This is a genomic window from Advenella incenata, assembly GCF_004217095.1.
Lineage (GTDB): Bacteria > Pseudomonadota > Gammaproteobacteria > Burkholderiales > Burkholderiaceae_B > Advenella > Advenella incenata.
Genome location: NZ_SHKO01000001.1, coordinates 1514200 through 1533065 on the forward strand (window position 1 = coordinate 1514200; position 18866 = coordinate 1533065).

The window sequence follows — 18866 nt, forward strand, 5'->3', positions numbered from 1 at the left end:
GGAGACATGAAAAAAATACTTACTCTGGCAACGCTCATCCTGGGCGTACTGACCTGTTCGGCGCAGGCGCAATCCTCAACCTATCCGACTCGCAGTGTTCGTGCCGTTTTGCCCTATTCGGTCGGAAGCGGTCCGGACACGGTCGCAAGAATGATTGGGGAGCAATTGTCGGCGGCATGGAAACAGCCGTTCATTGTCGAGAATAAACCCGGCGCCAATGGGTGGCTTGCTCTCGGAGAGGTCAAACGATCTGCAGCGGACGGGTACTCCGTGGCGATCGTGGATAATACCCATATGACGCTGCAGCCTCATTTGTATAAAAAAATGCCGTTTGATCCTGCGCGAGATTTTGTCGCGGCAGCACCCATTTACTCTACGCACTTTTTCATTGTCGTTTCAGCCAATTCGCCGTGGCGCAATGTTGAGGATCTGGTCCAGGCCGCGAACAAAGCGAACGGACATCTCACGTACGGTACCTGGGGGATAGGCAGCGTTGCGCATCTGGGGTCGACTATTTTGCAGCAACGGACACAGACGACCATGACGCACATTCCATACAAGGATTTGTCACAGTTATATACCGCAGTGGCAAATGGCGATGTGGACTGGGCTTTTGGTACAGCAGCGACAGTACAGAATCTCTATCAGGCAAAGCGGGTGAAGTTGCTCGCGCTGGCGGCTCCTGCCCGTCTGGCTTCGTATCCTGATGTGCCCACGGTAGCACAGGCAGGTGGGCCGAATGACTTCGAACTGAAGACCTGGGTGGCTGCGTTTGCCCCTCGGGGTACGCCGCAAGATGTCATTGAGCGCATCAATACGGCGATCGCTGCTGCGTTACGCACACCTGCCATCAAGCAGCGTTTTGAAACCTTTGGTTTTAATGCATGGTCTGTCGATGCCTCTGGCTTGGCGCGGGCGGTGGATGAGGACTCGGCACATTTTGGCCAGATCGTACAGAAGGCCAATATTGCCCTGGACTAGGTGTCAAGCTGACAGATAGGGTTGGAGGTGGATATGGCCGCCACAAGCATAGCGGTCATATCCACCCTTGTCTACAAGCCGTATCCTATTTTATGGCGCCATACTTTTTCAGAATGTCGACGGTTTTGTCTATCGGCAATGCCTCCACAACACGGCCGTCCCTGCCCGTGGTTGTTTTTGCTTTAAGCAACGAGTTATAAATGGCTTCCTCGGTTGCTTCTACGGTCGCCAGAAAGAGCGGTGACATGGCGTTATTGCCAAGCACTTTCGTTTCCCGTATTGCATCAGACGAATTGATCCGGCCCTCCGGTGCAGTGCTAAAAGCAATGACGTAATCTCCACTGCCATTGGTCGCCGGCGATCCCGTGCGGGCCAGCCCGAGCATCGCTCTTTTGGCCAGTCGTTCCAGGTTTCTGCTACCCAGTGGTGCATCGGTGGCAACAATCATCATGATGGAGCCATCCGCACGATCGCTGACGTGATCAAGCTGGATCGGATCATTCTGCGTTAGCATCAATGCGCTATTGCCGGCATGCGCGCTGACCTTTTTACCTTCAAGCGCTTCTTTCAAATAGTAGCGGCCCAATTCCTTACCTACAGGTGCGCCGTTCATGGTAAGCACGCCGCCGAAGTTGGTCTGCACCAGCACGCCCACCGTATAGCCGCCTGCGCTTTCAGGCACAATCCGCGATGACGTGCCGATGCCGCCCTTGAATCCGAAGGCCTCTGTGCCAGTGCCAGCACCCACGGCGCCTTCTTCGACGGGTCCATTACTGGCCGATTTTAATGCGGCGAATACTTGCTCCTGGCCAACGTGCCGGCCACGCAGGTCGTTAAGCTGGCCATCATTGGTCTCGCCCACCACGGCATTGATCGACCTTACGTCCTCGTTGCCCGGCAACGCGAGCATCCAGTCCAGCAAGGCGTCGGCCACCCGTGGCACGTTAAGCGTGCCGGTCAACAGGATGGGCGTCTCGATCTCGCCCAGTTCGCTGATCTGGGTTGAGCCCATGAGTTTACCGAACCCGTTACCGACATGAACAGCGGCTGCCACCTTCTCTTTGAAGAGGTTGCCCGCATGGGGCAGGATTGCCGTTACGCCGGTACGTATGTCGTCGCCCTTGTTCAGTGTGGTCTGTCCTACCAGCACACCGTTGACGTCTGTGATTGCATTCAGTTTGCCGGGCGGCAGCACGCCGCTGATCAGACCGATATCGCGCGCCCGTGGGCGGTTGTCATTGTCATTGGCAAGTGCCTGTACGTGAGCACAGGCCAAGACAGAGGCTAACAGGACTGAAAGTAATTTTGGTGCAGCACAGCGCATTTGGATCTCCAAAAAAAGAACAACAATAAATTGAAAATAGCTGAAAAAAAATCCGGATATAAGGTGTCATGGGCATGTGCTTGCTGGCGCGTCGAGCCTGGCGTTTACACGCCTACACAATGATTGCCAAGCCCGATGCTCGGCCTGTTCAAGGTCTTGCGGCTAAGTTCGCGCATTGATTTGTACGCGACGTATGGTTGCTATGTCGGCCTGGACAAATGGTGATCAGTTAGCCAAGCAGGCGATCAAACGACGACGGCGGAGCACGCAAAAAAAATCAGCTGGTTCGGTTCAGGACCCGGCCCGGGCGGGCACCGCTTGGCTTGCCGTCTTGCCATGCGACGATGCCGTTGACTAGCACCGTTTTGATGCCTATTGAGGGCAGGATGGGATCAGCATACGTTGCCGCGTCTTCGATGGTACTGGCGTTGAACAGGGTGATGTCGGCAAATGCGCCTTCTCGAATGATGCCGCGATCTCTCAGGCCGAAATTTCCTGCGGTCAGGCCGGTCATCTTGTGTACAGCAGTTTCAAGTGGGAACAGGTTCAGCTTGCGGCCGTAGTGGCCCAGTACACGCGGGAAAGAGCCCCACAGGCGCGGATGCGGTTTTTCGTCATGCGGCAAGCCGTCAGAGCCAATCATGGTCTGATCGAATGCCAGTATGTATTGAACATCGGAATCATTGGCCTGGTGGTAAATGGCGCCCGCCGGCGAGAGCTTGTCTATCACCTCCTGTTGGGAGCCACCCAGCTGTTTCATGATATCGGGCAGATCCATGCCAGCGTACTGCGGCAGACTCTTGGACCATGTCACAGTGACTCGGTTGGCGTTATTGGCCATTTTTGATGTAAGAATCGTGGAGGATGCCGCGTAGGGGTAGCAATCCAGGCAGATGGACTGCGATGCCATATGGCCTTCAATGAATTTCAGGGTCTCGGCTGCGCGGCCATAGTTCTTGATGCCGGCAACTTTAAAATGGGAAATGACCACGGGTACGTTGACTTCTCGACCGATGCGAAATGTTTCCGTCAATGCTTCCAGAATGTGATCGCCCTGATTGCGCATATGCGTGCAATAGATACCGCCGTGCGCATTTAATGGTTCGCAAATCGCGATAATTTCTTCTGTCGTGGATGCCGTCGCAGGTGCATACGACAAGCCTGTTGAAACGCCGATTGCGCCGGCCTGCATGGCTTGGTCCACCAGTTCTCGCATGGCGGCAATTTCGCTTTCGTTGGCGGGCCGATCCAGATCATCCATGGTGGCCACCCGTAGCGTGGAGTGGCCAACCAGCATGGCGCAGTTGGTGGCCGCTGGCTGCGTTCGCAATGCCTCAAGGTAATCGGAGAATCGGGGGTAGCGGAACCATTCTCCTGCTTCGTCAAGCAGATTCAACGGCGGTGTGACGGGATCAGGAATGGGACGCGGCATGGGCGCCAGCGAAATCCCGCAATTGCCGCCCACGATGGTGGTAACTCCCTGGCTGATCTTGGGCGCCATGTCTCCATGCGACAGCATCAGACGGTCGTCGTGCGTATGCGCGTCGATAAAACCGGGAGCAAGAACCAGGCCAGCAGCATCGATCTCGGCGTCAGCGGTGGCCTGGGCCAGATCGCCGATGCGCGCAATGCGGTCGCCCTTGATGGCAACGTCGCCGTCATAGCGCTGGGCGCCGCTTCCATCAACGATTGAAGCGTTGCGGATCAGGACATCGTAATGAGTATTCATGGTTTACCTTTTGGAGCGTACTGTAGATAGTGTTGCGAACAAATGAACGAACAAAAGCAAAGCAATTTTCGTGCCATTTGAACGATGAAGTCTTACTCTTCTGCCTTTTTCATGTTCCAGAACACGGTGATCGGTGAATCGAGCACACCGCTTAGCCTATTGTTGTAGGCGGCAGGCACCACGAACTGACCCATCGGTCCAATGACCCCCTCGTCTATAGCGAGTTTTTGAATCTGTTCGGTAATCTGCTTGCGGTCGGCGGGCACCGTAGCGCGGGCGAATTTCATTCGCAGCGCTTCTATCTCTGGCACGCTGGGCCACCCGGACCAACCACTTGCGCCGGGCGCAGAGACGGTGCCGTTGCTGAATGGATCGCCACTTGTGGCAAGCGTGCTGTACGTTGAATACAGGCTCCAGCCACCGTCGCTGGCCGGTTTTTTGTTTTCCCTCAGCGCGACCAGGGTTTGCCAATCCATTGCCTTGAGCTGCACGTTAAAGCCAGCCTTGCGCAAGGCTGCTGCGATGACCACGGGCGGGGCCGAAAGCATGGCGATATCAGTCGGGTGCATAATCACCACCGGGGTATTATCATATTTGGCTTCTTTGAGCAATTGTCGAGCTTTTTCTATGTTCGAGGGAACAACGATGTCTTCGCCATAGGCGTTAGCGTATGGCGTGCCGCATCCAAGAATGGCCGCACACGTTTTGTAGTAGTCAGGGTTGCCTATCATCGCGCTCAGAATCTCTTTCTGGCCGATGGCATACATGGCAGCTTGCCGAATGAGCTTGTTATTGAAGGGCGGCTGCAGGTGATTGAAGCGGTAATAGCCCCAATTTCCCAGTTTGTCGACGACGGTCGCCTTGATGTCCTTGTTGCCTTCAAGCATGGGCAGCAGATCGAAAGGCACTTGCTGTATATAGTCGATCTCATCGTTCATCAAGGCATTGATGGCGGTCATCTGATCGGGCATGCTGATCCACTGGACGCGATCCACATTGACGACTTTGCCGCCAGCGGTCCAATTGACCGGTTCCTTGCGTGGTACGTACGCTTTGTTTTTTTCGTAAACGACTTTAAGGCCAGGCTGAAACTCTGAGTTGACAAATTTGAACGGCCCTGAGCCGATGTATTCCTTGATGGGCTGCGTAGCGGGTGTTTCGGCAATACGTTTGGGCATCATGAACGCCGGGCGCGAACTCAGTTTTGCCAGTCCTTGCAGAAGCAGGTCTGTCGGCCCTTTCAGTACGATCTGAAATGACTTTTCATCGAGCACTTTCATTTCGGCAATCATGGGCATGAGCACCATGCCGATAGAATCTTTTTGGGCCCACCGTTTGATCGATGTGACACAATCGTCTGCGACGACAGACGCGCCATCGTGCCATTTAAGGCCATCCCGTAATGTGAACGTGTAGACCTTTGCATCAGCTGACACTTTCCAATCGGCCATTTGTGGCTTGACCTCGAAATTGGCATTTAGACCAACCAGCGTGTCGTAAATCATGTAGCCATGATCGCGTGTAATGTAGGCCGTGGTCAAAACCGGGTCAGTGACGCGCAGGCCTGACTGCATCACGGTGGTCACGGTTTGCGCAGTAGCGGCTGAAGCCAGCAAAAATGAGAATGCAGCGCACGTTGCGCCAAGTGCCAGCGCGGGTGCGGTGAAAAAGGAACTGAGCTTGAATGACATGGTAGGTCTCCTCGCGATAATTCATCGCGAATCAGGTAGCAGTCAGGCTGACCACGGCTGTTGGGTGGCACCTGGCCTGCTGATCAGATTAATCGGCTTTTTTGATATTCCAGAAAACCGTGATGGGCGAATGGGGAACGTCGCTCAACGTCGTACTGTAGGCTGCCGGGACCACGAATTTGCCCAGTGGTCCTGGCCACGCCTTCGTCAATCACCAATTTTTGTATCTGCTCGGTGATGCGCTTGCTTTGCTCCGTATCAGCGGCAAAGGCAAACTTGCTTCGTAGTGCTTCAATCTCGGGTACATCCGGCCACCCGGCCCAGGCTTTGCGGCCGTTGGCGGCGAAGGTGCCATTACTGAACGGATTGCCACTGGTTGCCATATTTTCAGTGGGTGCTGCGCTTTAAGCTTCACTACCATGGTAATTTTCCTCACCCGAGTAAATGCAAATGAAATAATCAGATCGTGCTGCATACGTACCGATTGACCGCTTTGGAATCAGCACGGCCAATCAGTAATCAAGCTGGTAATATTTTGACGTGTATGCCCATTTCTCCCGGTGACCGATTCTGCACTCCACAGGGCTTTCAGGATCGCCTGTTCTACGGCTTCTGCGCATGCCTGAAATAGTGGATCGAGCAGCGCGTCATGCAGCAATTGCAAAACCGGCATGTCCGGGCCAGGTATATGGGGAACGGTATAGGCGGTTGAAAAGGCGAGCGCTATATCGCCGCTGCCATGGCCAAATATTGAACCGGTCCGGCACAGGCCGGCCGCCGCGCGGGAAGAGACGCGGCGCAGCTGGCGTGCATCCAGGGGCGCATCTGTTGCAATGAGAATGATGATGGAGCCTTTTTCAGGCGAGTCGTCGTGAGCGTCCTGCAAAGCCTGTAGTCGAGTTCCAATCGCTTGTCCAGCAATCGTGAGCAGCGGCAATTTGCCGAAATTGGCAAGCACCAATGCGCCTACGGTGTAATGGCCAACACCGACGACCGGTGCAATACGCGATGCAGAACCAATACCACCCTTGAGCTGGAAACAGGACATGCCTCGTCCGGCGCCAACGGAGCCTAGTTCAAAATCGGGCTGCGCGCCGGCATGTGCTGTCAGATAATCAGCCTGTGTCAGGTCCATTGCCTGGATATCGTTCAGATAGCCATCATTACATTCAAATACCAGGGGATTGACGGTAGGCAGCGTTCGACCGATTTCCGGATTGGCACGCACTGCCTGACGGATTTGGGCCTGGGCCATCGTGGCGACCGCGAATGTATTCGTGAGGGCGATGGGGGTTTCCAGTACGCCCAATTCTTCGATTTGCAGCAGGCCAATGCTCTTGGCAAAACCGTTGAGCACGGTGACCGCTGCTGGAACCTTATGCAGAAAAATATTGTCGGGATGTGGTTGAACCACAGTCACGCCGGTTTGTATCGCGCCGTCCGATTTGGTGACATGGCCGACGGTGATCCCGCCTACGTCTGAAATGAGGTCCCTGGCGCCTGATTGCAAGGTGCCAATACGCGGGGCAAGAGTGGTCATGTCGTTTTTACTTTGTCAGTGATGGGCAATGAGGCGGCAGGCTGTTGCAAGGTTGATCATTCCGGATCTTTTTCATACGCCAGCCATGGCAACACCGACACGGCCAGCCCGGTTGCTGATTCGAGCGTATCTTTTGCCTTATATGCGGTGGCGGCACATAAGGCTTCGATCAAGCCAAGTGCAGCAGTTTCAGAAGCCGCGCTGTAGCGGCGCTCGCTATGGGCGTAGAGCGCAACGGACGCTTCTGAGGCCAGGGGTGCTGTCGGTTTGTCGGTCAAAACGATCAGCGATGCTCCCGCTTTAATGGCGGCACGACCCAATGCGATGCTGTCGGCAAGGTATCGTGGAAAGGAAATGACAATAATCAGGTCCTTTTTGGTTAATCGGGACATGCGGCGCGCGGCATGGGAGGCGCCGCCGGCGCCAGACAAACTCTCGACGTAGTCACATGAGAAACACAGGCCGCGATGCAGCAAGCCAGCCAGAAACCCGCTGCCGCCAAAACCGACGGTAAAAATTCTATCGGCAGATAAAATCAAATCCACGGCCTGTTCGCATGCCTGCTGGTTCAGTGTGCGACACGTGTGTTGAAAATTATGAATATCTTCTTGCAGCGACGCTGCGAATACATCTGCTGCACTACTTGGATGCGATAGTTCGGATCGCAATTTTTCAATCGGATCCAGCGTTGTCTGAAATCCACGAGCCAATTCGGCACGAAATTGAAGATAGCCAGGCAAGCCCAGGTGGCGAACCAGCCGATTGGCTGTAGCTGTGGATACGCCAACCGCGGCTGCAAACTGGTCAATGGTCATCATGGCCACTTCAAACTGATGAGCCAGTAAATAATCTGCCATGCGTTTTTGTGTACGGCTCATCGTCGAGGAGGTGGACTCCACCCGTTCGGCAATTGTCGGCGAAGCTGTGCTCATATAGGAAAAATCCTGTTTAAGTAGTCCAGCGTAAGAGAGCATAAGTAAATTATTTTCATAAAGTATATATTAAGAAAATAATTTACTTAACGCTGGTAAACCCTAGAATGGGGAGCGTTAGCCCGGATCAATACATTGCTCGCCAGCTCCCCTGATCAAACGCGGCAAGGCAAAGCAAACGTGCGGGCTCAACGCTTTGGTATAGCGTTTTGACCGAAACATCGGCCGGTGCTGGGTATGCCAACTTGTTTACAACTGCAACCCACATGGTGATGAAGTCAAGGCCAATACAAAATTTTGCGGAGAAAAAATTTATTTTTTTAAAGAGAAAAATATCGTATCTGGCTTAAGTAGGCCGTGGCAGAGGCGCCGGTCAGTAAGTTGCGTCTGGCAGGCACGGGCACATAGGGTTATTCCGGTCGTTGAATATTTCAAATATGTATATTATTCATAATAATGAAAATTTCATTTTGAATATAACGGACACAATGGGTGAAGATCATGGACACCGTTACGCCGCCTTCAGGTGCTAAATTCACTGGAAAAATCGTGTCATTCGTCGATTTCTGGCTGGGGCAACAACTGCGTGAGATCAGACGCGAACAAAACCTGTCGCTGGAACAGGTCGCACGCAAGGCAGATATCTCCATTGGTTCGCTCAGTCAGATTGAGCGCGGCATGACCTCTCCGACCGTCAATATGCTGAACCGGATTTCGGGGGCACTCAATATTTCACTTGGGGAACTGCTCAGTAACACCGAGTGCACTGATGAACAGACCGATGGCTGGATTGCCAGGGCCGCTTCGCACAAGCAGGTGGTGATGAAAGACAAGAAGATCATCAAGAAAATTATCACACCGTTGCGCTGCCGCTCGGTGGATCTGTATCAGGCCATTATCCAGCCAGGTGGCAGTTCGGGCGATGAATGGATCACCACGCGCAGCGGAGAAATCAGCGGGCTGGTGATCTATGGACAATTGCAGTTGTGGTTTGACAAACGTTACGTGAAGCTCGAACAGAACGATACGTTCTGCTATACGAGCGATATGCCACGCAAGTGGAACAATCCGACCGATCAGGACACATGTGTGCTGTGGGTTATTACCAAACCCGAAAGGGAATAGGAGAACTTCATGGGAATGAAAAAACTGTTATCTGTATGTATGCTGGCGGCATGTCTGAACGGCTCGGTTGCACTGGCTGCAGACAACTATAAGGTCGGCTCTACACCCACCGGCATGCCCTTTACCTATCTGGATGCCACGTCAGGAAAAATTGCGGGTGTGATGGTCGATGTGATTGACGCGGTCTCAAAGAAAGCCGGCTTTACCTATGAAATCAGCCCCATGGTGTTTTCGGCCCTGATCGGGTCCCTGCAATCGAAGCGGATCGATATTATTTCGGCAGCCATGATCAAGACAGATGAACGTGCAAAAATCATTGACTACACCAATACCATCTTCAGCTATGGAGAAGGGCTGGTGGTGCCCGATAGCGACAAAACGCAATACACCAGCCTGGAGCAGTTGAAGGATAAAACTGTGGGTATCCAGATTGGTACCGCCTATATTGCACCGGCGCAGAAAGCCGGGGTGACGGATGTAAAACTGTATGATGCATCAACCGATATGATGCGTGATCTGGAAAAAGGCCGGGTGCAGGCTGTACTGGTGGATCAGCCGATTGCTGCGGCGTACCTGAGCAACAATATGTTCAAGAATGTGCGGCTGGTGGAAAGTTACAAGCCGGTCGTGGTGCGCGACCTGGGGTTGATTACACGCAAGGGTGAGACTGAACTGCAGCAGAAACTCAATACGGCGATTGATGCGCTCAAGGCCGATGGCACCATTGCGTCCATTCTGAAAAAATGGAAGCTTGAAAAATAATCATGCCGCTGGCGCCGGCACCAATGCGTGCCGGCACCTCGACGGCCACACGCAACAGGAATAATGGCTCCCTATGGATGAATTGTCGGTACGCATTGCCCAGTATTTCCCTGTGCTTTTGCAGGGTGTCAAGGCAACCCTTATTGTCACGGCAGGCTCGTTGCTGCTCTCTACGGTGCTTGGTCTGATCTGGGCGCTCATGCGCAGTTCCGGTATACGCTGGCTGGCGTGGCTAAGCGAGAGCGCCGTCAATATTATTCGCGGCATTCCTATTATCGTTATTCTGTTCTACGTCTATTTTGTCTTTCCCGATATCGGCATCGATGTCAATGCAGTCCAGGCTTCCATTCTGGGTCTGGGCGTCGCCTATTCGGCATACCAGTCAGAAAATTTCCGGGCTGGGATCGAAGCAATTGACCATGGTCAGGTAGAGGCGTCGCAGTCCATGGGTATGACCTGGGCAACCATGATGCGTCGGGTGATCCTGCCGCAGGCGGTGCGCATTACATTGCCGCCGTATGGCAACACCATGATCATGATGCTTAAGGATTCGTCTCAGGCGTCAACCATTACCGTGGCGGAGCTGGCCATGCAGGGCAAGCTGCTGGCAACATCAAATTTTGACAATGTCACCGTATTTACCATGGTTGCGATCATGTATCTGGTGATGTGCATGCCACTTATTTTTCTTGTGAAGTACCTGGAAAAACGGACAAAGAAAGCATGATCACACTTGAAAATGTTCATAAGCGCTTCGGGCAGAATCATGTTTTGCGCGGCGTCAACGCAAAAGTTGAAAACGGTGAAGTCGTCTGCATTGTGGGTCCGTCTGGATCGGGCAAATCAACCATCCTGCGCTGTATCAATGGGCTGGAAAGCTACGAAGAAGGGGCTATCCACATTGACGAGAAAATAGTCGATCGCAAGAGCAACCATCTGCGACAGATTCGTCAGGAAGTGGCCATGGTGTTTCAGCGCTTCAATTTGTTTCCACATCGTACCGCGCTGGAAAATGTCATGGAAGGGCCCATCTACGTCAAAGGCATTGAACGGAAACAGGCACGGGAAGCGGCAACGCAATATCTGGAAAAGGTCGGGCTGGCAGACAAGCTGTCGTCATACCCACAGCAGCTTTCGGGCGGACAGCAGCAACGGGTCGCGATTGCGCGTGCGCTTGCCATGGAGCCGCAGGCCATTCTGTTTGATGAGCCCACGTCTGCGCTGGATCCGGAACTGGTTGGCGAAGTGCTCAATGTCATGGCCGATATGGCACGCGCAGGCATGACCATGATCGTGGTGACCCATGAAATGGCTTTTGCCAAAGAGGTGGCCGATCGCGTGCTGTTCTTTGATCAGGGCGTGATTGTGGAACAGGGCAAAGCCACGGATATCCTCAATGCCCCGCAGCATCCGCGGACCCAGGATTTTCTTCGACGGGTACTGCACCCGTTCTGATTTTATTGCATTTGTATTAAAGGACGTACCATGTTTCCAGCTAACCGGTTTCCCCTGGCTCCCGCTTTGTGGCACGATACTGCCGTCGCGCCTCCGGTAACCACTCCGCTGAAGGCAGCGGCCGACACGGATACGCTGATTATCGGGGCAGGGTATGCGGGCCTGAGCACAGCGTTGCATCTGGCACAGTCGGGAGAGCAGTGCATGGTGCTCGATGCCAGGGAAATCGGGTTTGGCGGGTCCGGCCGCAATGGCGGGCAACTGGTGCCAGGCTTGAAAAAAGATCCTGCCCAATTGCTTAGCGCTTACGGGCCCGAGCGCGGCAGGCAATTGATCGAGTTTGCCAGCACCACCGCCAGTACTGTTTTCTCATTGATTGATCACTACAACTTGAATGTGCCGCATACGCGCAATGGCTGGATACAGCCAGCGCACTCCCAGTCGGCGCTGGCGATTGTAAAAAAGCGTGTTGCAGACTGGCAAAATCAAGATGCGCCGGTCAGACCCTTGTCGCGCAGCGAGGTTGCCGATTTGCTGGGAACAGACCAGTATTACGGCGGCTGGTTCGATGAGCGCGGCGGTTCATTGCAACCGCTAAGCTATGTACGTGAACTGGCGCGTGTCACGCTTGCAGCCGGGGTGCCGGTGCATACCGGTACGCCAGTGCTGTCTATAGAAAAAAAAGGCAGTGGCTGGCAGGTGACCACCGACAGCGGGCATGTCGTCCAGGCCCGCCGCGTGGTGGTCTGCACCAATGCGTATAGCGACGGGATCTGGAAAAACCTGAAAGAGACGGTTGTAGATCCGAATACCTATCAGGTGGCGACCGCGCCGTTGCCCGATGATATCGCCAGGACCATTCTACCGCAGGGGCAGCCGGTGTCGGACACACGCAATTTGCTGCTTTATTTTCGCAAGGACCATACCGGCCGCTTTCTGATGGGAGGCCGGGGACCCTTTCGTGAACCGCGCGGCAAACAGGATTGGGATCATCTGAAAAAGGCCATTACATTGCTTTATCCTCAACTGAAGGATATTGAATTTGAATACTACTGGTGTGGACGGGTGTCGGTGACGCAGGACTATATGCCGCATTTGCATCAACCTGAACCGGGCCTGATCCTCAATATCGGTTGTCAGGGACGCGGCATCGGCTTGCAGACAGCAATGGGCAAAGCCATAGCGAACTATCTGCAATCGGGCAATGAAGCTGCGCTTCCTGTACCATTTACCCCGGTGCAACGGTTGCCGTTTTACGGACTGCGCAAGCTGTATGTCGGCGCATTGATTTCCTGGTACCGTTATCTGGACAGCCGCAGCTAGGCTTGCGGCCATTTACTCATTATTATCGAATTTGACATAAAGCAGGACAATATATGATTCCCGTCGTACTCGCATCGGAAAGCGGTGCCGCCGTGCAGAAATGGCTGAAGGTGATTCAGCAGCACTTTCCTGATCTGGATGCCCATATCTTTGACCCTCAGGCAACATCCCCGGCGCCGGACGTGCGCGCTGCGATCGTCTGGAAGCCGCCGGCAGGGCTGTTCGCGCGTTATCGCGCCCTGGATCTGGTATTCAATATGGGCGCAGGTGTAGACGCTATTTTGCGTCAGCCCGAGATTGCCGACACTACCCGCATTATTCGCCTGGAAGACGCAGGGCTGGCCAATCCCATGACCGAATACGTCATCCATTATCTGTCGGGCATCACGCGTAATTTCGGCGTTTATGAGCAGCACAGGGAAAGTCGCCTGTGGCAGGGAGCAGAACAGACACCAGTACAAAATTGCACGATCGGCGTCATGGGACTGGGCGTAATTGGTGCGCGGATAGCGCAGGCGTTAAGTGCGCTCGATTATCCCGTCCAGGGCTGGTCGCGTAGCCCGAAGGCATTGCCGGCAATCAGGAGTTTTCATGGTGAAGACCAGTTTGCGGCCTTTCTGGCGTCAAGCCAGTTTCTGATCAACGTACTGCCACTGACCGATCAGACGCGCGATATCCTTAATCGTGACAGTCTGGGGCATTTGCCAAAGGGCGCTGTACTGATGAATATCGGCCGGGGCGAACATCTGGTAGAGGCCGACCTGATTGCTTTGCTGGACTCGGGGCATCTGTCGCGAGCGGTTCTTGACGTGGCACGACAAGAACCGCTGCCAGCCGATCATGCTTTCTGGACCCACCCGGCGATCACGCTGACACCGCATATTTCCGGACCCACCAATCATTATCTGGCGATCAGGCAGATTCGCGACAAGCTGCAGAATGCATTGCAGGGTAAACCTATCAGCGGCGAAGTCTTCCGGGAATCGGGATACTGATCATTGCCGGGGCAATAGCGCTGCCCAGCCGGGTTAAATAGATTTGCCCGGTGTAAAAGTGGTCACTGCCTGGTTGATGTCGCTGCAGCGTTCAGTCATCATTCGGGCTGTGCGGGCCGCTGTACAAACCGCGGTATGGCTGCGTCATTGGCGGTACAATCGGACAGACCAACGAAACGTACACGTTATGCACACGACTAGCTGACGAATGGGGAGCCATCAATGTCGACCGCTCAAGCACCGATACCGCAACCTGGGGCTGCATCGCCCGCGCCGCGCGCGATCATCTCGCATCTGAAAGACGCGACGTTCGACCGCGGCTTGCGGGAGTTCTTTGAGTACCGCGATCTGGGGGTGGCCCAGGCAACGGCCGGCGCCTATTCCGTGCACGTGATTCGTGCGCTGGATGGCCATGAAGCGTCGGGTGTGCCGCATCTGCATCAACTGGATTTTCAGTTCGTATACGTGCTGCAAGGCTGGGTTCAGTTCGAGTACGAACAAACGGGTGTGGTCCGCCTGGAGCGGGGCGATTCGGTTTATCAACCCCCAGGCATCCGTCATCGCGAAATTTCCCACAGCGCCGATCTGGAAATGCTGGAAGTGGTCGCGCCGGCAACGTTTCATACTGCCACGCTGGAGCAAGTCTGAGTTATGAAGGTGCTGGTTCAGCGAGTACGTCAGGCGCGCGTGTGCGTCGATGGCAGCGAGGTTTCCGCAATTGGTGCCGGCATGTTGCTGCTGGTTGGCATCGCGCAGGATGATACAGAACAGGATGCGCAGTATCTGCTGCGAAAAACGCTGGCGTTGCGTATCTTCAACGATGACAATGGCGTGATGAATCGCTCGGTACTGGATGTGGGTGCACAGATTCTGGCTGTCAGCCAGTTTACCCTGATGGCCGATACGCGCAAGGGCAATCGCCCGTCCTATACGGCAGCGGCGCGTCCTGAGTTTGCCAAACCGTATTTTGAACGCTTCGTGCAGCTGCTTTCAGCAGGCCTGGGGCAAGCGGTGCCTGTTGGCGTTTTTGGCGCCGATATGCAGGTGTCCCTTATCAATGACGGCCCCGTCACGATTTTGCTGGACAGTCGTGACCGATAAACATACATGCAATGATGCACACCAGCGATCCACCTTTGCGCTGATCTGCGGCAGGGAGTGGTAATGGATACAATTTATGTTTATGTGATCCTGGGGGCAGTGGTTGCCGGGTTTGTACAGGGTCTGTCGGGGTTTGGCTTCGGCCTGGTGTCCATGGCACTGTGGGCGTGGGTGCTGGATCCGCGTCTGGCTGCCGTGCTGGCGGTGTTTGGCGGGATGACCGGGCAAATCGTGGGGGCATTGTCGCTGCGACGCGGGTTTGATTGGCGCATTCTGGTGCCATATGTATTGGGTGGGATAGCAGGCATCCCGCTGGGCGTTATGCTATTGCCCATGCTTGATGTAAACATGTTTAAGGCGGCGCTGGGATGCCTGCTGATCGTCTGGTGCCCGGTCATGATATTTGCCAGGCAGCTTCCCAAAATCACCTTTGGCGGCAATATTGCCAATGCCGTTGTGGGCCTGGGGGGCGGCATTATGGGCGGGTTGGGTGGTTTTTCCGGTGTATTGCCCACACTGTGGTGTACGCTGCGCTATTCCAATCGTGATACGCAGCGGGCCATTATCCAGAATTTCAATCTCTCCATGCTGTCACTGACGATGCTGTCCTACATCGTTTCCGGTATGGTAACGCGTCCCATGCTGCCCATGTTTCTGCTGGTGGTGCCGGCGATTCTCATTCCGTCCTTTATCGGTACCCGAGTGTATGCGGGATTCAGTCCGGAGCGCTTTCGCCTGGTGGTGCTGATGCTGCTGACGGTCTCGGGCCTGGCGCTGCTTGCTTCTGCTGTGCCTCATCTTGTTGCTGCGTAAGGGGCGACTGGGCGCTATTGATTACCTTCAAGCGCCATCGATTACCCCGTCGGCAGTACCGGACCATATCTGCGCCGCGAGCACAATATAGAAATGATCGCGCGTGATCCGACGGCTTGCTACTGGCCTGCACTCAGAAGAACAGGAAGTACAGCACCGGTATCACAATGGCGGTAAAGATGCCGTTCAGGCTCATTCCCAGACTGGCGTAAGAGCCGGCCTCCTGACTGTGCTTGAACTCCGTGGCCGTACCGATCACATGTGAGGTCACGCCCATGGCGAGGCCGCGCACGTCATCATGCTGGATGTTCATCCATTTGAAAATGAACGGGCCGATGGTGGCTCCCAGAATACCGGTAAAAAAAACAAACGCGGCGGTCAGTGCAATTGCACCATCGAGCGAACGGGCCAGTTCCAGTGCAATGGGCATGGTGGCTGCTTTGACCGACAGGCCGACCAAAATGTTGCGATCGGCTCCCATCAACCAGGCCAGACCGACCGAAGTGCACACGGCAACCAGCGAAGAGACCACCAGAGCCAGCAGAATGGGACGCAGCTTTTTCTTGATGGTCCTGCTGTGCATGGCGATCGGCACCGCCAGTCCGACGGTGGCAGGTCCCAGCAACAGCGAAAGATAATGGGCGCCCAGCAGATAGCTGCTGTACTCGATATTCAGGAGCTGCAGGCTCAGAATGATAAGGGTGGTGGCCACCAGCACGGGATTGAGCAACGGGAAGTAAGCGCTGCGGGCGAACAGCCAGGACGCCAGACAATAGGCCATGATCGTCAGCAGCAAACCAGTTAGAACGGCAAGCACGGTAACTCCAATAATAAGATTGTCATCTGTTCACGCTCAGCGCATAGTTGCGCCTGGCTAGCCGTTGTGCACGAACGTGAGGGAGCCGCAGCAGCGAGCCAGGGTCGACAGGTTTGCCGCTGCGGCGCGATCAGCCCGGGCAGGTGTCGACAGGTTTTAACGCTGCTTGTCTGCATAACGAAATACCAGAATACCCGCCAGTAGCGAGAGGACCGTGCTGACAATGACAGCTGTGATAACGGCGGGCCAGTATCCATCCAGCAGCCTGTAGCTGACCATGATGCCTACCGTCGCAGGTAAGAACAGGAGTGCCAGATGCGAGAGCAGGGCGGGTATATGTCTGGCCATCAGCGTAAACAGGGCTGGCCGAAGTTTAAACGCCAGCAGTAGCAGGAGCAGGCCCACAATAGGGCCGGGCAGAGGCAGGGGCAGCACGCGGCTGACACCTTCACCGGCAAAATAGAAAACTGCAATCACAAGGAGAGATACGAGCATGAGCGTCAATTGTCTGGGACAAAGGTAAGAAGGGTGCTCCATTATACTTTCTTCTTAAGAAGGTAATATTGGGTGTGCAATCAGTATATTTTTTACTTAAAGTTAATGATCAAAGGGCACACCATTGTCGATAAAAGCGCTCATCGTTGCCTTGCTGCGGCGGCTCCCGAATCAGGATTGCGCATCGGTGTGAGTTCGGCCCGGGGGATATGGTACTCTTTGAATATTCAGTGATAGAGTCGTTCAATAACAGGATCGGGAGTCAATCTATGAAGCTTAAGAATGCCAGTCTGCTTAAAGACAAATGTTATATCAACGGTAAATGGATCGGTGGCAAGGAGGTCATCGAGGTGACCAATCCGGCAACCGGCAAGCGCGTTGGCACGGTACCCAAACTGGGTAAAAAGGAAACGGCAGAGGCCATCAAGGGGGCCGATAAGGCCTGGCCGGCATGGAAGGGGCTGACGGCCAAAGAGCGTGCGGCCATTCTTCGCAAGTGGTTCACGCTAATCAATGAAAATGCGGATGACCTGGCTTACATCATGACATCCGAGCAGGGCAAACCCTTGGCCGAAGCAAAAGGCGAAGTCACCTACGCCGCCTCGTTCGTCGAATGGTTTGCCGAAGAGGCCAAGCGTGTCTATGGCGATACGATCCCTGCGCCGCAAAATTCCCAGCGCATTGTCGTGACCAAGGAACCTATCGGCGTATGTGCCGCCATCACACCCTGGAATTTCCCGGCGGCGATGATTACCCGCAAGGTAGCGCCTGCGCTGGCCGCCGGCTGCACGGTCGTGATCAAGCCGGCATCGCAAACCCCGCTTACCGCATTGGCGTTGATCGAACTGGCCGAACAGGCGGGCATTCCACCTGGCGTTATGTCTCTTATTACCGGTAATTCATCTGAAATTGGCACGGAGCTGTGCACTAACCCGCTGGTGCGCAAGGTCAGTTTTACAGGATCAACTGAAGTGGGGCGCCTTCTGATGGAGCAGTCGGCCAGCACCATCAAGAAAGTGTCCATGGAGCTGGGCGGCAATGCGCCATTCATCGTTTTTGACGACGCCGACATTGATGCGGCGGTCGAAGGCGCCATGATTTCCAAATACCGGAATGCCGGTCAGACCTGCGTATGCGCCAACCGTATCTATGTGCAAAAAGGCGTGTACAAGGAATTTGTCAAAAAACTGGTAGCTGCAGTTGAAAAACTGGTCGTGGGCGACGGCACCGGCAAGAATGTGCAGATTGGTCCGCTGATCGACGAGAAGGCGGTGGAAAAAGTGGAAAGCCACATCAGCGATGCCCTGGGACACAAGGCCAAGGTTCTGACGGGCGGTAAACGCAGCAAGCTGGGCGGGTTGTTTTTTGAACCTACGGTCATCGGTGGTGCCACGCAGGATATGGCGTTTGCCCGTGAAGAGACATTCGGCCCACTGGCGCCGGTGTTCAAATTCGAAACGGACGAAGATGTCATCAAAATGGCTAACGATACCGAGTTCGGCCTGGCTGCCTATTTTTATGCGCGCGATCTGGGACGTGTCTGGCGGGTTGCAGAGCAGCTGGAATACGGCATTGTCGGTATCAATACGGGTCTGATTTCGACCGAAGTAGCCCCGTTCGGCGGCGTCAAGCAATCCGGTCTGGGTCGTGAAGGCTCGCACTACGGTATCGACGATTACCTGGTCATCAAGTATATGTTGATGGGCGGTATCTGATAAAACCCTGCGCCCGGTATGCAAGTGGCAGCCGGGCATTTAACATTCATTAGTCAATATTCTATTAA

Annotated in this window: 19 protein-coding genes; 11 read left to right on the plus strand and 8 right to left on the minus strand. The window is 54.5% G+C overall.

Translation table 11 applies throughout. From position 1 onward, the window contains the following. Positions 1–6 precede the first annotated feature (6 nt). Positions 7–981, plus strand: coding sequence for a Bug family tripartite tricarboxylate transporter substrate binding protein (locus EV681_RS06885; RefSeq protein ID WP_130303588.1), 975 nt, complete (start codon positions 7–9; stop codon positions 979–981). 85 nt (positions 982–1066) lie between these two features. Here the strand turns inward: EV681_RS06885 and EV681_RS06890 are convergent, their stop codons facing one another. The 6 genes from EV681_RS06890 to EV681_RS06915 all read right to left on the minus strand — a co-directional run bounded on the left by EV681_RS06890 (position 1067) and on the right by EV681_RS06915 (position 8197). Then, the gene (locus EV681_RS06890) at positions 1067–2305 is read right to left on the minus strand and encodes a DmpA family aminopeptidase (RefSeq protein WP_128395321.1); all 1239 of its coding nucleotides are present in this window, start codon (positions 2303–2305) and stop codon (positions 1067–1069) included. Between the two features lie 277 nt (positions 2306–2582). After that, positions 2583–4034, minus strand: a complete 1452-nt coding sequence (locus EV681_RS06895) for an N-acyl-D-amino-acid deacylase family protein (RefSeq protein WP_128395322.1) — start codon at positions 4032–4034, stop codon at positions 2583–2585. Between the two features lie 92 nt (positions 4035–4126). Further along, the gene (locus EV681_RS06900) at positions 4127–5725 is read right to left on the minus strand and encodes an ABC transporter substrate-binding protein (protein WP_130303589.1); all 1599 of its coding nucleotides are present in this window, start codon (positions 5723–5725) and stop codon (positions 4127–4129) included. 83 nt (positions 5726–5808) lie between these two features. After that, positions 5809–6108, minus strand: coding sequence for a hypothetical protein (locus EV681_RS06905; RefSeq protein WP_128395324.1), 300 nt, complete (start codon positions 6106–6108; stop codon positions 5809–5811). Positions 6109–6224: 116 nt separating this feature from the next. Continuing rightward, entirely contained in the window at positions 6225–7265 is a 1041-nt protein-coding gene (locus tag EV681_RS06910; protein ID WP_130303590.1) for a DmpA family aminopeptidase, read from the minus strand. A gap of 56 nt (positions 7266–7321) precedes the next feature. Next, positions 7322–8197 carry a MurR/RpiR family transcriptional regulator gene (locus EV681_RS06915; protein WP_128395326.1) on the minus strand — a complete coding sequence of 292 codons (876 nt, stop codon included), beginning with the start codon at positions 8195–8197 and terminating at the stop codon, positions 7322–7324. Positions 8198–8746: 549 nt separating this feature from the next. Between EV681_RS06915 and EV681_RS06920 the strand changes: the two genes are divergently transcribed. The 9 genes from EV681_RS06920 to EV681_RS06960 all read left to right on the plus strand — a co-directional run bounded on the left by EV681_RS06920 (position 8747) and on the right by EV681_RS06960 (position 15771). Next, entirely contained in the window at positions 8747–9322 is a 576-nt protein-coding gene (locus EV681_RS06920) for a helix-turn-helix domain-containing protein (protein WP_165392966.1), read from the plus strand. A gap of 9 nt (positions 9323–9331) precedes the next feature. After that, complete coding sequence (locus EV681_RS06925; protein WP_341273434.1) at positions 9332–10084, plus strand: substrate-binding periplasmic protein; 753 nt, start codon at positions 9332–9334, stop codon at positions 10082–10084. A 73-nt stretch (positions 10085–10157) separates the two neighbouring features. Continuing rightward, the gene (locus EV681_RS06930) at positions 10158–10811 is read left to right on the plus strand and encodes an amino acid ABC transporter permease (protein ID WP_014749992.1); all 654 of its coding nucleotides are present in this window, start codon (positions 10158–10160) and stop codon (positions 10809–10811) included. Further along, a complete protein-coding gene (locus tag EV681_RS06935; protein ID WP_128395328.1) occupies positions 10808–11539 on the plus strand; it encodes an amino acid ABC transporter ATP-binding protein in 732 nt (243 codons plus the stop codon). The genes EV681_RS06930 and EV681_RS06935 overlap by 4 nt, the downstream gene beginning before the upstream one ends. 30 nt (positions 11540–11569) lie before the next feature. Beyond that, entirely contained in the window at positions 11570–12862 is a 1293-nt protein-coding gene (locus EV681_RS06940; protein ID WP_128395329.1) for an NAD(P)/FAD-dependent oxidoreductase, read from the plus strand. A 53-nt stretch (positions 12863–12915) separates the two neighbouring features. Continuing rightward, positions 12916–13857 carry a 2-hydroxyacid dehydrogenase gene (locus EV681_RS06945; RefSeq protein ID WP_128395330.1) on the plus strand — a complete coding sequence of 314 codons (942 nt, stop codon included), beginning with the start codon at positions 12916–12918 and terminating at the stop codon, positions 13855–13857. 222 nt (positions 13858–14079) lie between these two features. Further along, positions 14080–14505 carry a cupin domain-containing protein gene (locus EV681_RS06950; RefSeq protein WP_128395331.1) on the plus strand — a complete coding sequence of 142 codons (426 nt, stop codon included), beginning with the start codon at positions 14080–14082 and terminating at the stop codon, positions 14503–14505. Between the two features lie 3 nt (positions 14506–14508). Next, positions 14509–14958, plus strand: a complete 450-nt coding sequence (gene dtd / locus EV681_RS06955) for a D-aminoacyl-tRNA deacylase (RefSeq protein WP_128395332.1) — start codon at positions 14509–14511, stop codon at positions 14956–14958. A gap of 63 nt (positions 14959–15021) precedes the next feature. Next, positions 15022–15771 carry a sulfite exporter TauE/SafE family protein gene (locus EV681_RS06960; protein ID WP_128395333.1) on the plus strand — a complete coding sequence of 250 codons (750 nt, stop codon included), beginning with the start codon at positions 15022–15024 and terminating at the stop codon, positions 15769–15771. 133 nt (positions 15772–15904) lie between these two features. On the opposite strand, the gene EV681_RS06965 is transcribed toward EV681_RS06960, so the two are convergent. Then, positions 15905–16588 (minus strand): LrgB family protein, encoded by a 684-nt coding sequence (locus tag EV681_RS06965; protein ID WP_128395334.1) that lies wholly within the window; start codon positions 16586–16588, stop codon positions 15905–15907. Positions 16589–16744: 156 nt separating this feature from the next. Further along, positions 16745–17125, minus strand: coding sequence for a CidA/LrgA family protein (locus EV681_RS06970; protein ID WP_128395335.1), 381 nt, complete (start codon positions 17123–17125; stop codon positions 16745–16747). A gap of 227 nt (positions 17126–17352) precedes the next feature. Between EV681_RS06970 and EV681_RS06975 the strand changes: the two genes are divergently transcribed. After that, on the plus strand, positions 17353–18798 hold the full coding sequence (locus tag EV681_RS06975; RefSeq protein ID WP_128395336.1) for an NAD-dependent succinate-semialdehyde dehydrogenase: 1446 nt from the start codon (positions 17353–17355) through the stop codon (positions 18796–18798). Positions 18799–18866 lie beyond the last annotated feature (68 nt).